The organism is Nocardia huaxiensis (genome assembly GCF_013744875.1).
GTDB lineage: Bacteria > Actinomycetota > Actinomycetes > Mycobacteriales > Mycobacteriaceae > Nocardia > Nocardia huaxiensis.
The window spans coordinates 4,224,270-4,238,212 of the sequence record NZ_CP059399.1 but is presented as its reverse complement, the minus strand read 5'-3'; the positions used below and the strand labels follow the sequence as shown (position 1 = coordinate 4,238,212).

The window sequence follows — 13,943 nt, the reverse complement described above, 5'->3', positions numbered from 1 at the left end:
CTCTCTGGATTGATTTCCGAGTTCGGTCGAATTCTGGTGCGGCGAATGGCAATCGGAGATGCTCACGATGCCGGCGCCGTCGTTACCCAGTAGCACCGATGCCGATTCGAACGGTAGCAGTACTCAGTGGTAACCGGCGGCCTCATACGTCTCACCAATCACCCCGATCACAAGATCATTTCACCCCGACTCACACCGAACGTCAAGGTAGAACGCGGTATTCGCAGATCAGTTGCGGTTTGCGAGGTAGGGGTGCCGGTAGGGGTAGGGGCGAAACGCGTTGCGGTACCGGACGACACACCAAACTGATTGTGTCACAACTGGTTTCCGGCACGCTCGCGGTGGCCAACCCGCAGCCCGTGCGGTAGCCTCGCCGTACCGCAGATCTGTTTTCGCGACAATTCCTGAATCGCAGACCGAATTCCATGCGCTCGAATTTCATCGAGGTGATGTCTTGACCACCGCAATCTACTGGCGTGCGCTAGATCGTTTCCGTGCCGTCGTCGCCGACCATCCCGATCGGGAGGCGGTGATCCATCCGGTCGGCAAGACCGCCGCGGGCCTGCCCGATTACACGCGGCTCAGCTACGCCGAACTCGACGACTGGTCCGACGCCATCGCGGAAAAGGCTCTCGCGGCCGGCATTTCGCCCGGCCTGCGCACCATCGTGCTGGTGCGCCCCGGACCCGAGCTGTACGCGGTGCTGTACGGATTGTTCAAGATCGGCGCGGTGCCGGTGGTGATCGACCCCGGCATGGGGCTGTTCAAGATGCTGCGCTGCCTGCAGGCCGCCGACGCCGGCGCGTTCATCGGGGTGCCGGAGGCGCAGGGCGTGCGCATGGTGTTCCGCGCCTACTTCCGCAAGGTGAAGGTGGCCATCACGGTCAACGGGCCGTCGTTCTGGCCGGGTCCGACCCTGGAGTCCTGGGGGCGCAAACCCGCTGCGCCACTGCCGGATCGGACGCCCGCGCCCGATGACGATCCACTGCTGATCGCCTACACCACCGGCAGCACCGGACCGGCCAAGGCGGTGGTGCTCACGCACGGCAATCTGGCCGCCATGATCGATCAGGTGGACGCGGCGCGCGAGCACGTCCCGCCGGGCACCTCGCTGATCACCACGGCCGTGGCGGGCATTCTGGAGCTGCTGCTCGGATCCCGCTGCGTACTACCGCCGCTGATTCCCTCCAAGGTCGGCGCGACCGATCCGGCGCATGTGGTGGACGCGGTCGCCCGTTTCGGCGTGCGCACCATGTTCGCCTCCCCCGCCGTGCTCATCCCGCTGCTGAAGCATGTGGAAGAGCATGGGGCGCAGCTGGATACGATTCAGAGCATCTACTCCGGCGGTGCGCCCGTACCGGATTGGTGCATCGAGCAGCTGCGCAAGGTGCTGCCCGACGACGCGAAGGTGTACTCGGGGTACGGCGCGACCGAGGCGCTGCCCATGGCCACCATCGAATCCCGGGAACTGCTGGGCGGTTTGGCGGCCGAGGCGCATCGCGGGCACGGCGTCTGCGTCGGGCGACCGGCACAGGATGTGCGGGCCCGCATTGTCGCCATCACCGAGGACGCCCTGCCCACCTGGGCCGATGCCGAAGCGCGCGCGGCGGATCTGGCGAAGTCGCGCGGCATCGGCGAACTGGTGGTGTCGGGGCCGAATGTGAGCACCCGCTACTTCTGGCCCGAATCGGCCAACCGGTCCGGCAAGATCGTGGACGGCGCGACGGTGTGGCATCGCACCGGCGATCTGGCCTGGATCGACGACGAGGGTCGAATCCGCTTCTGCGGCCGCAAGAGTCAGTATGTGCTGACCGCCGACGGGCCCATGTTCACGGTGCAGGTCGAGCAGGTGTTCAATACCGTGCCGGGCGTCGCGCGCACCGCGCTGGTGGGCATCGGCGAACGCGGCGCGCAGCGGCCGGTACTGTGCGTGGAGCTCGAGGCCGGGGCCGACCGCAGCACCGTCGAAACCCGATTGCGCGAGCGCCGTACGGAATTCGAGGTCACCGAGCCGGTCACCGGATTCCTCTTCCACCCCGGCTTCCCGGTCGACATCCGCCACAATGCCAAGATCGGCCGCGAGAAGCTGACCGTCTGGGCCGCCAAGCAACTCGAATCGCAGGTGTCCCGATGACGAACCGCAGGGCCCTGGTGACGGGAGCCTCGGGCTTCCTCGGCGGTGCGCTCACGCGCCGGCTGGTGCGTGACGGCGACTTTGACGTGTCGATTCTGGTGCGCGGCAGCAGCAATCTGCGCGATCTGATCGAGGTGATCGACGAAGTCCGGGTCGTCACCGGCGATCTCACGGACGCCGCCTCGCTGGAGCGGGCCGCCGAGGGCGTGGACGTCGTATTCCACAGTGCCGCACGGGTGGACGAGCGCGGCAGCCGCGAGCAGTTTTGGCGGGAGAACGTGACCGCCACCGCCCGGCTGCTGGCCGCGGCGAAGGCGGGCGGGGCGAGCCGGTTCGTGTTCATCTCCAGTCCCAGTGCGCTCATGGACCGCGATGGCGGGGATCAGCTCGATATCGACGAGTCGGTGCCCTATCCGCGCCGCTACCTCAATCACTACTGCGAGACCAAGGCCGCCGCCGAACGCCTTGTGCTGCAAGCGAATGCCCCCGGTTTCAGCACCACGGCGCTGCGTCCGCGCGCCATCTGGGGCGCGGGTGACCGGTCCGGCCCGATCGTGCGCCTGCTCGACCGCGCCGCCGCGGGCACGCTGCCCGACCTGTCGGCGGGCCGCGACGTCTACGCCTCGCTCTGCCATGTGGAGAATATCGTCGCGGCCTGCGTCAAGGCCGCTGCCTCCGAAAAGGTGGGCGGCAGGCCGTATTTCATCGCCGATGCCGAGCGCACCAACGTGTGGCCGTTCCTCTCCCGGGTGGCCTCCGATCTCGGTTACGCGCCGCCGCGCCGCAGAATCGATCCGCGGCTGGTGAACCTTCTGGTGGAGGTGATCGAAACCCTCAGGCGCGCACCGTATATCGCGGCGCGCTGGAGTCCGCCGCTGTCTCGCTACTCGGTGGCGGTCATGACCCGCTCGGGCACCTACGACACCGGGGCCGCCGCCCGCGATTTCGGCTACGTTCCCGTGATCGATCGTGACACCGGCATGGCCGAATTGCAGGACTGGCTGAAATCCGGGGCGGTGAACACCGGAATAGCCCACTGACCAGCCATCGGGCGCTCTCACCCAAACTTGTGTTACGCCGAGTACCGGCTAGTATGGGTTGCATTACCGTGCGCAGGGTATGTCGCAGAGGACAGCCTTCGGCGGGAGATGCAGTGCAGCACCGCTACTCAATGAGGAGAGCGCCCGATGCCGGTGTTCGATTTCCACGGCGTATCCGTCACCTACGACCACGCCGGTGCGGGCGACCCTGTCGTCTTTCTGCACAATATCGGCGGCGACCGTCGCATCTGGCGTAATCAGCTCGCCACGCTCAGCGCCACCAACAGCGTGTTCGCCCTGGACCTGTTCGGTTACGGCGACTCCGACACCCCGGATTCCGGCTACACCGTGCAGAACTACGTGGATCTGGTGGAGGCGTTCCTCGAGACGCACAACCTCACCAATGTGACGCTGGTGGGCAACTGCTTCGGCAGCGCACTGTCGCTGCTCTACACCCGTCGCAGCGCCGCGCGCGTGCGCGCGCTGGTGCTGTGCAGCCCGCTCACCGCCGCCACCGTGCGTCCCACCCCCACCGGCTGGACCGCCCGCGCCGCCCGCCACCTCACCCTCGACCGCCTCCTCGGCACCACCCGCATCCCCCGCCTGGCCGCCAACTGGGTGGTCAACGAGCAGCTCGGACCGCGCGGTCGCGCCCTGGATCCGGATACTTTCGACATTTTCCGCAGCCGCTGGGCCGAACCGCGCCGCCTGCTGCCGCCCGCCGCCATCGCGCGCGACCTGCACCGGCTGGCCGAGCTCGACACCTTCCGCCCCGGCCCGGGATTCCCGCCCATCACCGTCATCTGGGGCGCGAAGAACCGCATTCTGTCCGCGTCCTGCGGCGCACGCCTCAATACGACGCTGAACCCGCATCGGTCGATTCTGCTCCCCGACTGCGGCCACCTGCTCATGCTCGAGGATCCCGACACCGTCACCGCCGCAATCCGTTCCGCCGCCACCACCGCCATCGCCAGCTAGGCCAGAGCCGGGGAGTGCGGGGCGGGTCGGGCGTGGCGGCTGCGGTATTCCTGTGGCGGACAACCCTTCCAGCGGCGGAAGGCGCGGATGAAGGAGGCCGCTTCGGCGTAGCCGAGGCGGGCGGCCACCTGTTCGGTGGTCATGGCGGTGTGGTCGAGCAGTTCCTCGGAGATGAGTTGCCGGACCTCGTCCAGTAGGGCCCGGAATGAGGTGCCCTCGTCGTGGAGACGGCGGGACAGGGTGCGGGGGCTCATGAAGAGCTGGGCCGCGGCCGCCACCTGATCGGACATCTCGGTGAGATCGCGCACGAGCAGGTCGCGAACCGCGCCCGCGACCCCGGTGCGCGCCTGGCGTTTCGCGAGAATGTCGCGGCACAGCTGTTCGCAGGTGCTGCGCGCCCATTCGTTGGCCTGCGGCAGCGCGATATCGAGATAGGCGGCGTCGAAGACGATTTCATTGGCGGGTGCGCCGAATTCGGGTTCGATCCCGAAGGCCGCCCGGTGCCTGGCGGTGTCCCGGGGCCGATCGTGCCGGAAGCCGATGCGCGACACCGGAATTCCGGCGGAGTACAGGTCCTTGCCGACCATCTGGATGCCGGTCATGACCCGTTCGGCGAGGAAGGCCCGTACATCGTGGGGCGCCTCGCCGTCCTCGAACACCAGTCGCGCCTCACCCCCGGATTCCTGAAATGTCAACTGCCCGAACACGAATGCGAGCTCGATGTAGTGCAGCGCCACCTCGACGGCATCGCGCAGCGTCCGGCTGCTGAGCAGCGCCAGCCCCCACGGGCCGTACAGCGATACGTGGTATCGGCTGCCCGCCTCCACCCCGAGGCCCGGCTCGTCCCCGCACCGGCCGAGCAGATTGCGCACCACGGTCAGCTCTTCGCGTGCGGTGACCTCGGCCTTCGGATCGATCACCGTCTCGGGCGACAAGCCTGTCCCAGTCAGGCACTCGGCAGCGGTCATTCCCCGCTCTTCGGCCAGCCGCGTCAGCACGTGCACGCTGGAGGTGTTCCTCAGCAGATCCCAGTCGAACATGACCCCATGACCTTCGCGAATGCCGTGGCGTACCCCCATCGGCTGGGCGAAACATACCAATTGGGCACTGTGCCGCGTGGCGCAACGCGGATCTTGGAGGCGCCCACAGTCACAGACAGTTGCGGGCGCGCCGAAGGGTACTGTGCGGCACTGGAAGCCAGTGCAATATGCCCCAGTGCGTCGCGAAGCGAGGAATCTCTTGTCCGGTCACGCATTTCCCACCGCACCCACCGGCCTATCCGGTCGGCTGTCCGCCGGACTCGGCCTGGCCGCCGTGGTCCTCACCATCGCGTTCGTCGTGGCGCCGGCCGAACTCGCCGCGAGTGACGGACTCGGCACGGAAGACCAACTGCGAAAAGCCTTCAGCGAGTCCTTCATCGGATACTGGAGTGCCGGCGCTCGCGAGCTGTCGCCGGATCTGGCGCAGGTGGTCGACTACTGGTTCCGCTACCACGTGGCCAAGGGCGTGATCGCCGCGGCGCTGCTGGTCGTGCTGGCGATGCTGGGCCTGCGGCTGTGGCGGGCGTATCTGGCGGCCGGGGATTCCGCCACCGGCAGGCGGGCGCTGCTCGGGTCGGCGGGCGGCGGCGTCACCGCGCTCGGACTCTTCGCGCTGGTGGTGGTCATGGCGAATATCCAAGGGGCGGTGGCGCCTTTCGCCTCGCTCCTGCCGATGCTGCTGGACGAGCCCGCCCAGGGCGAGCTGGCCACGACGATCGACGGGGTCGAGCAGGGGCTGGCCGAATCCGGGCAGGCGCGCCCGCCCGCGCTCGCGGTGATGATCGACGACTTCGCGGTGTACCACGCGGCCATGGCGATCATCGCCGCGCTCGTGGCGGTCGTGCTCGCCGTGGGGAGCACGGTCCTGTGGCGGCGGTTCGCACGCTCGCGCGAGCGCCGCACCAGACGCCTGCTGGGCGGGTACGCCACCCTGGCCGCGGTGCTCGCACTGGCAGCGCTCGTCGTGGTCACCGCGAATATCACCACCGCGGCCGATCCTGCGCCCGCCCTGGCGGCCCTGTTCACCGGAAGCTGGTGACGCCCTTCACCGGCGGACGGTTTCGCCGGCGGACAGTGCCGACCGGTTCGCGGACTCCCCTGTCCATCAAGATTTTTCGCGCGTATCCGCGAATCGTCACGTAACGAAAGCCGCAGCTCTGCGATTGATCTCACACCCGTGCCGTTCCGGGCCGGGTACGAGTGATCGAGGGATCCTGCACCATGAGCACACCGGCAATCCTGCTCGCGCCCGCCCTGGCCGCAGGAGCTTTCGGACTAGGTGTGTGGCTCGGCGTGCGCTGCGGCGCCGAGGAGCCGCCGCCCGCACCCGAGCGGATCGGGCCGGAAAGGTCACCCCGGCGGCGGCCCGGTTCCTGGTGGCATCCGGTCCGCGCCCGCTAGCGTTGCTGCCATGAGCAGCACTTCGACTCGCACCGTGGTGGTCACCGGCGCATCCTCGGGCATCGGCCGGGCCACCGCGGCGGCCTTCGCGGCCCGGGGTCACAAGGTGATCGGCACCAGCCGCAATCCCGACACGATTCCCGAGGCCGACCGGGTGCCCGGCATCGAATACCGGGCCCTGGATCTCACCGATCGGGCGTCGATCGCGCATTTCGTGAACGGACTCGGCGTGAACGAACTCGGCGCGGTCGACGTGCTGATCAACAATGCGGGCGAGAGCCAGGCCGGGCCGCTGGCCGAATTGCCGGGCGAGGCCGTGGAAAGACTGTTCCAGCTCAATGTGTTCGGCGCGGTGGCACTGACTCAGGCGGTGCTGCCCGGTATGCGTGAGCGCGGGTACGGACGCATCGTCATGATCGGGTCCATGCTGGGCAGCTTCCCCATGCCGTACCGCTCGTCGTATGTCGCCACCAAGGCGGCGCTGCGCGAATTCGCGACCGCGGCGCGGTTCGAGGAGTCGCCGTTCGGGGTGTGGCTGACCACGGTGGAGCCGGGTCAGATCGATACCGGCCTGCGCGAGCGCCGCACCAAGTACCTGAACGAAGGGTCGCCGCACACAGCGGATTTCACCAAGTTCATGGCGGTGCTCGACGACAAGCAGGCCAAAGGCATTACCCCGGAACGGGTTGCGCGCACCATCGTGGCCGCCGCCGAGGCGGACCGGCCCGGACCACTCTATGCCGTGGGCAGCAACGCGCCGGTGCTGTTCGCGGTGAAACGGCTGCTGCCGCGCACGATCCTGGAGCGAATCATTGCCGCCTCCTACGGACTTCGCCGCTGAGACGACTCCGGCGACCGTTCAGGACGGTCCGGTGAGCAGGGGCGCGATCAGGGCCAGGACGCGCTCGGAGTCGTAGCGCTCCGGGTCGTCCAGGACCAGCCGGGCAAGGGTCTGGATCACGCCCTGCAGCAGCTGCACCAGTACATCGGGATCGACCTCCGCCGCGGCGGCCGGGTGCTCGGACAGCCAGTCGGCGAACAAGTGCCGCAACGGGGTTCGCAGTTCGTCGCGGGCCCGCCCGACCCGCTCGCGCAGCAGCGGCGGCACCCCGTCGATCGGGAAGTACACCAGCCGCCAGGTGGCCGGCATGGACCGCACCTCGGCCAGGAACTCCCCCAGTCCCACCGAAACGGCCTCGGCCACCGTCGTTTCGGTCGAGACCGCGGCCAGCGAGCGTTCGACGGCGGCGCGCATGCGCGCGGATTCGCGATCGATGAGCTCGCGCAGAATGTCGTCGCGACTGCCGAACAGGTCGTACACCACCGGCCGGGTCACTTCGCTGCGTTCGGCCACCGCGGCGATGGACACCGCGGTGAATCCGCTGTCGGCCACAATGCTCAGCGCCGTGTCCAGCAGCTGTTCGCGACGGTCGGCGGGCGAGAGGCGTTTGGCGTAGCGCCGTTTGGCGGTGGCGCCCTGCACCTTCGGCATGGCTCAGTCCTTCCCCGCCTCGTCCGTATCCGCGGCGACAGCGATGCCCGCCCGGGCGACGCTGTGCCGCACCAGCCAGCGCAGGGTGCTCGACACCCGATCACGATCCATGCTCGGATCGCTCACCAGCATGCGGGCGGCGGTCTCGCTGACGCTGATGACGCCATGACTGAGCAGTTCGGTGTCGATCTGCCGCTCGCTCCGGGAGGCGAGCAGGCCGAGCAGCAGATGGGTCTGCTGCCGGACGCTGTCGCGTCCGCGTTCGATGCGCGCGTGGGTGGCCGGCGGCATGCCGTCGCCGCGCATGAACACCAGCCGCCAGGTCTCGGGCGCGGCCTGCACCAGGTTCAGGAAGACGTCCACCGACTGCTCGGCAATGCGCGCCGGGTCCGCGACCAGCGACAACTCGGGGGTGGCGGCCGCGGACATGGCCAGCACCCGTTCCTCCTCGCGATCGATCAGCGCTTCGATCAATTCGTCGCGGTCGGCGAATTCGGCGTAGAGGGCGGGCCGGGTCACTTCGGCCGCGCGGGCTATGGCGTGCATGCTCGCACCCGCGTAACCGTCGCGCACGATGAGGCTCCGCGCGGCGTCGAGAATCCGCTCGCGTCGCTCGGTCACCTCACTCCTTCCGGCTGTCGCCCGCACCGCGCTGGACGCCCGGTGCGGTCAGTGTACGCAGTGGCCTGCGGCCGGCGATCGGCGCGCGCATCGATCACGGGTTTCGGCGCGTCCGCCGGGCGGTTCGAGAAATGCTGCGGCCGAAAATGATTGGGTAATCCACCGATATGTCTGGGACGGGTCGGTTAGCCTCGATAGGGTGCACCCGCCCGGCGCCGGTGATGGCGACAGCCAGCCTCGACGCCGCCCCGGCCGGCGGGTCGGTCCCGCCGACGCGGCCGAGGCTCACTCGTGCGAGGTCGCCCACACCCCCGGGCGAAACCCGCGAGCACCGATCGCCACCCGCCCTCACGACTGTCTCCTCTCCGCACCATCCATCTGCGGCTGAAACTGCGAGGCCATTGGCTGACACGGGAGGAATCGCCGATGCAGCCCGCATTGCCGACCCCACGCGACGACACCGCCCTGCACATCGTCCGAAAGAACTTCTCCGACACCGCCATATCGAGTCTGCGCACCTTCGGCAGAACCGTCGAACTGGCCTGGGATTCGGTGCGCGGAGTGGTCACCGATGTGCCCGCGGGCAAATTCCCGTGGCGCGAAATGTTGCATCAGGCTTGGTATTTCATCACCGTTACGGCCCTGCCCGCGATTCTCATGGCCGTCCCGTTCGGGGTGGTCGTCTCCGTTCAGGTGGGCAATCTCATCCATCAGCTGGGCGCCGATTCGCTCATCGGCGCGGCCGGTGGGCTCGGCGTCATCCAGCAGGGCGCACCCATCGCCACCGGACTGCTGCTCGGCGGGGCGGGCGCCTCGGCCATCGCCTCGGATCTGGGGGCGCGCACGGTCCGCGACGAGATCGACGCGCTGCGGGTCATGGGGATTTCGCCGGTGCACCGCCTGGTGATTCCGCGCGTGGTGGCCATGGTGCTGGTCGCGCCGCTGCTGAATGTGCTCATCATCTTCGTGGGCATCGTCGCCGGCTATGTGGTGGCGATCGGCGCGCAGAATGTGACGCCGGGCAGTTACTGGGCGACCTTCGGGGCGTTCACCGTGCTCGCCGATGTCTGGATCTCACTGGCCAAATCCGTTCTCTTCGGATTCATCGTGGTGATCGTCGCCTGTCAGCGCGGGTTGGAGGCGCGCGGCGGGCCGCGCGGGGTGGCCGACGGGGTGAATGCCGCGGTGGTGCTGTCGGTGGCGGCCATCATCGTGGTGAATCTGGTGATCACGCAGGTGGTCACCATGTTCCTGCCCATGCGGGTGGCATGATGACCGCCGCACCGTTTTCCCCGCGCGGGCTCGGCTGGGCGAACCGGCTGTATCAGCGCCGCGAGCGGGCGCTCTCGCCGCTGGAGAACGCCGGGTTCATGCTCGGATTCACCGCGCTGGCGCTGGGCGGAATTCCCTTGGCGCTGCGGCGGTATCGCAATCAGACCATGCGCACCATCACCGATATGACCTGGGGCCGCGGGTCGTTCATCGTGGGCGGCGGGACGGTGCCGATGCTGATGGTGCTGGGCATCTCGATCGGCGCGGGGGTGGGCATCCAGACCTTCGCGGCGCTGGACCTGCTCGGGCTGGGGTCGGTGTCCGGGGTGGTGTCGGCGTTCGCGAATACCCGGGAACTCGCGCCCATCGCGGCGGCCGTCGGTTTCGCGGCGCAGGCCGGGTGCCGGATGACCGCGGAGATCGGGTCCATGCGTATTGCCGAGGAGATCGACGCCATCGAATCCTTCGGGCTGCGGTCGATTCCGTTCGTGGTGACCACACGGGTGATCGCGGGCGCGGTCGCCATCGTGCCGACCTTCCTCATCGCGCTGATCCTGTCGTACCTGTCGTGCTCGGCGGTGATCGTGCTGCTGCACGGTCAGGCCGACGGGGTGTACAACCACTACTTCTTCCAATTCACCAGCGGCTACGACGTTTTCGCGGCGGTGGTGAAGATCCTGGTGTTCGGCGTGGCGGTGATCCTGATCCACTGTTACTACGGATTCTTCGCCTCCGGCGGGCCGGAAGGGGTGGGCATCGCCTCCGGGCGGGCCGTGCGGGCCAGCTTCGTCGCCATAGTCGGCCTGGACATGGTGCTGACGCTGCTGCTGTGGGGCGTCAATTCCTCGATCGAGTTCCCGGGGTGAGCCGATGCCCAACTACGCGATTCCCGGAGTGCGCCTGACCAGGCGGATCTCACTCGCGCTGGGCGTGCTCACGGTGGTGCTGGCGGTGCTGGCGACGCTGTCGTGGCGGGCCTACACCGGGCGGGAACTGCCGGACCGCCTCAGCATTCAATTGCGCACCGAGCAGACGGGCGAGGGCATCGTCACCGGCACCACCGTGCGCTACGACGGGGTCGCGGTCGGGCGGATCACCGGGGTGGAGGCCATCGGACAGGGGCGCCAGCTGCTCACCCTGGATCTGGACCGATCCCAAACCGCCGGTCTCACAGACGCTTTCACGGTCGACTACGCGCCGGAAAACCTGTTCGGCATCAGCACCGTGGCCCTGCGGGCGGCGGCCGGAGGGATGCCGCTACAGGACGGGCAGGTCATCGATCTGACCGGGCGGGCCGAGGATGTGACCATGGGGGCACTGCTGCGCACCATTACGCAGACGGCCACGGAGGTGCTGACACCCAAATTGTCAGAGCTCATTACGCAGTTCAATACCGATCTGCGAGCCTTCACGCCGATTCTGCAGGCGGTGATCAGCGTCAGCCGGGCCATTGCCGATACGCAGCGGTATCCGTCATCGTTCCTGATCGATCAGTATTCGTCGTTCCTGGAGGGATTCGGCGACTTCACCTCCGCCACTTTCAAACTCGCGGCGGCCCTGCTGGGGATCGAGATCTTCCAGACCGAACGGGACCGGTACAACGTGTCGATCGGGGTGATCCGCAATGGCGTGCTGCTGGGGGCGGCGGATTTGTTCTCCATGCTGAGAACACATTTCAACGGGCTCGTTCCCGCGCTCACGCCGACGCTGAATGCCGTGACCGCCACGGTGCCCGATCCGGAACGATCCGCGGCCGAGCTGACCGAGATGCTGGAGCGGCTGCACCGCATCTTCGCCGACACTCCCGATGGGCCCGTGGTGAATGTCGAAGTGGCGCTGCAAGGAATTCCGGGGGTGGCGGTGCCGCTGCTCAGCGCCCTGACGGGAGGGGCGCGGTGAAGCAGACCTCGACGGCCGGCGTGCTCGTGCGGCTGTGCCTGTTCGCCGCCGCCATGATGGCGCTGCTGTTCGTCGTCATCAGCGCGATCCTGCGGCCGGTCAGCGGCGAGACCCGGGGTTTCCGTGCGGAATTCACCGATGTCAGCGGGCTGAAGAACGGTGACGACGTGCGCATGTACGGGGTGCAGGTGGGCAAGGTGACCGGCATCGAACTCGATGGGACGCGGGCGATCGTGAGTTTCAGCGTGCAGCGGGATCGGCCGCTGTACGCCACCAGCGGGCTGGCCATCCGCTATCAGACGCTCACCGGGCAGCGCTATGTCGATGTGCGGCAACCAGAAGAACCCGGCGCGCCCTTGCAGCCGGGGGCCACGATCGGGGTGGACAAGACCATTCCGTCGTTCGATATCACCCAGCTGTTCAATGGTTTACAGCCGGTGCTGCGCGAATTCTCGCCGGGGGCGCTCAATCAATTCGCCGAGAGCGTGCTCGCGGTGATCGAGGGCAATGGCAGCGGCATCGGCCCTACCCTCGACGCCTTCGAATCGCTGAGCCGCTATGTGACCGACCGGCAGGCGGTGCTGTCGCTGATCGTGGCCAATCTGCAGAACATCTCGGCGCAGATCGGCGGGAAATCACCGCATCTGGTGACCTTGCTGCGCGGGCTCTCCGATGTGGTCGTCGCCCTCAGCATCGAACTCGATGGGCTGCTCGAATTCTCCGATTCCGCACCGTCCGCGCTGGGGCCGCTCAACAGCCTGCTGAAGACGCTCGGATTCACCGAGAGGACCAATCCGAATCTGGAAGAGGATCTGCGGCTGCTGTTCCCTGATCAGCAGCAGACCCTGGAGGTGCTGGGCCGGCTGCCCGGCCTGGTGCAGTCGCTGGCCAATCTGCTGCCGCCGGCGAATTCGACGTCGGCCCGCATCGATCTGGGGTGTTCCAAGGGCGAGGCCGAGGTGCCGACCCCGTTCGCGGTGCTCATCGCCGGTCAGAGGATCTCGATATGCAAGAGCTGAACGCGCCGGAACCGCAGCGGCCCAAGGGTATTCGCGCCCGGCTGGCGGCACTGACCTGGCATCCGAACCGGCACGAGTCCACGCTCATGCGACGCGAGCTCGGGTTCGGCCTGTTCGGGGCCATGGCGCTGGCGGCGGTGCTGTTCGTGACCGGGCTGATCTATGTGCTGCCGATCGGGAAGACCACCTACACCGCGGATCTCAGTGAGGCGCGGTCGGTGCGGGTCGGGAACGAGGTGCGCATCGCGGGCATTCATGTGGGCACGGTGAAATCGCTGAAGCTCATGCCGGATCGGGTGCGGATGACCTTCACGGTGAACGACGACGTGACGCTGGGCGATCTCACCACCCTCGAGGTGCGGATGCTCACCGTGGTCGGCGGACACTACATCGCCGCGTTCCCGGCGGGCGACAAACCCCTCGGGGACGCGATCATTCCCGCCGATCGGGTGCGCCTGCCCTACAGCCTGATTCGCACCCTGCAGGATGCCGCCACACCGATCGCGGAGGTGGACGGCGACACCCTGCGCAAGAACTTCGCGGCGCTCCAGGATTCGCTGAGCAACAGCCCGGATGCGCTGCGGCGCATGGGGAATGCGGTGGAGAGCCTGGTCGGGATTCTCGACAAACAGAACTCCGATATCTCGCAGGCGCTCACCGTGACCAATGAGTACCTCACCGCCATCTCCGCCAATGTGTCACTGCTGGGGACCTTCCTGCGCAAGATCGGGGAGCTCGAAACCCGCGGGCTGGCAAAGAAAGCCGAGATCGCCGAGGCGCTGCTGGTGACCAGTCAGCTGCTCTCGCGCATTGCCGCCATCGAGCCCGCGTGGGCGGAATCGCTGGAACCGCTCGCCGACAAGCTGATGGAGGCGGTTCCGGCGCTCGAGGATCTGGGGCGGCGGCTGGATCGGTCGCTGACCGGGTTCGCGGAGCTGGCGGAGCGGCTGCGGGCCTCGGTGACTCCCGCCGACGGGGTGACCCTCGATCAGTCGGCGGTGACGGTCAGCGCGGTCTGCATTCCACTGCCGGGGACGGCGTGCTGAG

General features: G+C 67.8%; 14 protein-coding genes. 11 read left to right on the top strand and 3 right to left on the bottom strand.

What is annotated here, in order from left to right; genetic code table 11:
• Positions 1–454 precede the first annotated feature (454 nt).
• The 3 genes from H0264_RS19105 (at position 455) to H0264_RS19095 (ending at position 4,152) form a co-directional block, all read left to right on the top strand.
• On the top strand, positions 455–2,134 hold the full coding sequence (locus H0264_RS19105; protein ID WP_181578796.1) for a fatty acid CoA ligase family protein: 1,680 nt from the start codon (positions 455–457) through the stop codon (positions 2,132–2,134).
• Positions 2,131–3,174 carry an NAD-dependent epimerase/dehydratase family protein gene (locus H0264_RS19100; RefSeq protein ID WP_181578795.1) on the top strand — a complete coding sequence of 348 codons (1,044 nt, stop codon included), beginning with the start codon at positions 2,131–2,133 and terminating at the stop codon, positions 3,172–3,174. Before H0264_RS19105 ends, H0264_RS19100 begins: the two co-directional genes overlap by 4 nt.
• Before the next feature lie 147 nt (positions 3,175–3,321).
• Positions 3,322–4,152 (top strand): alpha/beta fold hydrolase, encoded by an 831-nt coding sequence (locus H0264_RS19095; protein WP_181578794.1) that lies wholly within the window; start codon positions 3,322–3,324, stop codon positions 4,150–4,152.
• Here the strand turns inward: H0264_RS19095 and H0264_RS19090 are convergent.
• On the bottom strand, positions 4,149–5,192 hold the full coding sequence (locus H0264_RS19090; RefSeq protein ID WP_181578793.1) for an AraC family transcriptional regulator: 1,044 nt from the start codon (positions 5,190–5,192) through the stop codon (positions 4,149–4,151). The two genes, H0264_RS19095 and H0264_RS19090, sit on opposite strands and share 4 nt — an antisense overlap.
• A gap of 199 nt (positions 5,193–5,391) precedes the next feature.
• On the opposite strand from H0264_RS19090, the gene H0264_RS19085 reads away from it, so the two are divergent.
• From H0264_RS19085 to H0264_RS19075, 3 genes are all read left to right on the top strand, one after another.
• Positions 5,392–6,231: a hypothetical protein gene (locus tag H0264_RS19085; RefSeq protein ID WP_220139792.1), complete on the top strand. Its 840-nt coding sequence runs from the start codon at positions 5,392–5,394 to the stop codon at positions 6,229–6,231.
• Positions 6,232–6,413: 182 nt separating this feature from the next.
• Positions 6,414–6,593, top strand: coding sequence for a hypothetical protein (locus H0264_RS19080; protein ID WP_181578792.1), 180 nt, complete (start codon positions 6,414–6,416; stop codon positions 6,591–6,593).
• Positions 6,594–6,603: 10 nt separating this feature from the next.
• Positions 6,604–7,434 carry an SDR family oxidoreductase gene (locus tag H0264_RS19075; RefSeq protein ID WP_181578791.1) on the top strand — a complete coding sequence of 277 codons (831 nt, stop codon included), beginning with the start codon at positions 6,604–6,606 and terminating at the stop codon, positions 7,432–7,434.
• A gap of 18 nt (positions 7,435–7,452) precedes the next feature.
• On the opposite strand, the gene H0264_RS19070 is transcribed toward H0264_RS19075, so the two are convergent.
• Together H0264_RS19070 and H0264_RS19065 are read right to left on the bottom strand one after the other, a co-directional pair.
• Entirely contained in the window at positions 7,453–8,085 is a 633-nt protein-coding gene (locus H0264_RS19070) for a TetR/AcrR family transcriptional regulator (RefSeq protein ID WP_181578790.1), read from the bottom strand.
• A gap of 3 nt (positions 8,086–8,088) precedes the next feature.
• Positions 8,089–8,706 carry a TetR/AcrR family transcriptional regulator gene (locus H0264_RS19065; protein ID WP_181578789.1) on the bottom strand — a complete coding sequence of 206 codons (618 nt, stop codon included), beginning with the start codon at positions 8,704–8,706 and terminating at the stop codon, positions 8,089–8,091.
• A 426-nt stretch (positions 8,707–9,132) separates the two neighbouring features.
• Between H0264_RS19065 and H0264_RS19060 the strand changes: the two genes are divergently transcribed.
• The 5 genes from H0264_RS19060 to H0264_RS19040 are packed head-to-tail and all read left to right on the top strand — an operon-like array spanning position 9,133 to position 13,942.
• The gene (locus tag H0264_RS19060) at positions 9,133–9,978 is read left to right on the top strand and encodes an MlaE family ABC transporter permease (protein ID WP_181578788.1); all 846 of its coding nucleotides are present in this window, start codon (positions 9,133–9,135) and stop codon (positions 9,976–9,978) included.
• The gene (locus H0264_RS19055) at positions 9,978–10,844 is read left to right on the top strand and encodes an ABC transporter permease (RefSeq protein WP_181578787.1); all 867 of its coding nucleotides are present in this window, start codon (positions 9,978–9,980) and stop codon (positions 10,842–10,844) included. The genes H0264_RS19060 and H0264_RS19055 overlap by 1 nt, the downstream gene beginning before the upstream one ends.
• Positions 10,845–10,848: 4 nt before the next feature.
• Positions 10,849–11,877 (top strand): MlaD family protein, encoded by a 1,029-nt coding sequence (locus H0264_RS19050; protein WP_181578786.1) that lies wholly within the window; start codon positions 10,849–10,851, stop codon positions 11,875–11,877.
• Positions 11,874–12,896, top strand: a complete 1,023-nt coding sequence (locus H0264_RS19045) for an MlaD family protein (protein ID WP_231086285.1) — start codon at positions 11,874–11,876, stop codon at positions 12,894–12,896. The genes H0264_RS19050 and H0264_RS19045 overlap by 4 nt, the downstream gene beginning before the upstream one ends.
• On the top strand, positions 12,884–13,942 hold the full coding sequence (locus H0264_RS19040; protein WP_181578785.1) for an MlaD family protein: 1,059 nt from the start codon (positions 12,884–12,886) through the stop codon (positions 13,940–13,942). Before H0264_RS19045 ends, H0264_RS19040 begins: the two co-directional genes overlap by 13 nt.
• Position 13,943: the final 1 nt, after the last annotated feature.

Bases quoted from the DNA above. Each gene is read 5' to 3' on its own strand.
- H0264_RS19100 (WP_181578795.1), top strand. From the start codon at position 2,131: ATGACGAACCGCAGGGCCCTGGTGACGGGAGCCTCGGGCTTCCTCGGC.
- H0264_RS19095 (WP_181578794.1), top strand. From the start codon at position 3,322: ATGCCGGTGTTCGATTTCCACGGCGTATCCGTCACCTACGACCACGCC.
- H0264_RS19090 (WP_181578793.1), bottom strand. From the start codon at position 5,192: ATGTTCGACTGGGATCTGCTGAGGAACACCTCCAGCGTGCACGTGCTG.
- H0264_RS19080 (WP_181578792.1), top strand. From the start codon at position 6,414: ATGAGCACACCGGCAATCCTGCTCGCGCCCGCCCTGGCCGCAGGAGCT.
- H0264_RS19075 (WP_181578791.1), top strand. From the start codon at position 6,604: ATGAGCAGCACTTCGACTCGCACCGTGGTGGTCACCGGCGCATCCTCG.
- H0264_RS19070 (WP_181578790.1), bottom strand. From the start codon at position 8,085: ATGCCGAAGGTGCAGGGCGCCACCGCCAAACGGCGCTACGCCAAACGC.
- H0264_RS19060 (WP_181578788.1), top strand. From the start codon at position 9,133: ATGCAGCCCGCATTGCCGACCCCACGCGACGACACCGCCCTGCACATC.
- H0264_RS19055 (WP_181578787.1), top strand. From the start codon at position 9,978: ATGACCGCCGCACCGTTTTCCCCGCGCGGGCTCGGCTGGGCGAACCGG.
- H0264_RS19050 (WP_181578786.1), top strand. From the start codon at position 10,849: ATGCCCAACTACGCGATTCCCGGAGTGCGCCTGACCAGGCGGATCTCA.
- H0264_RS19040 (WP_181578785.1), top strand. From the start codon at position 12,884: ATGCAAGAGCTGAACGCGCCGGAACCGCAGCGGCCCAAGGGTATTCGC.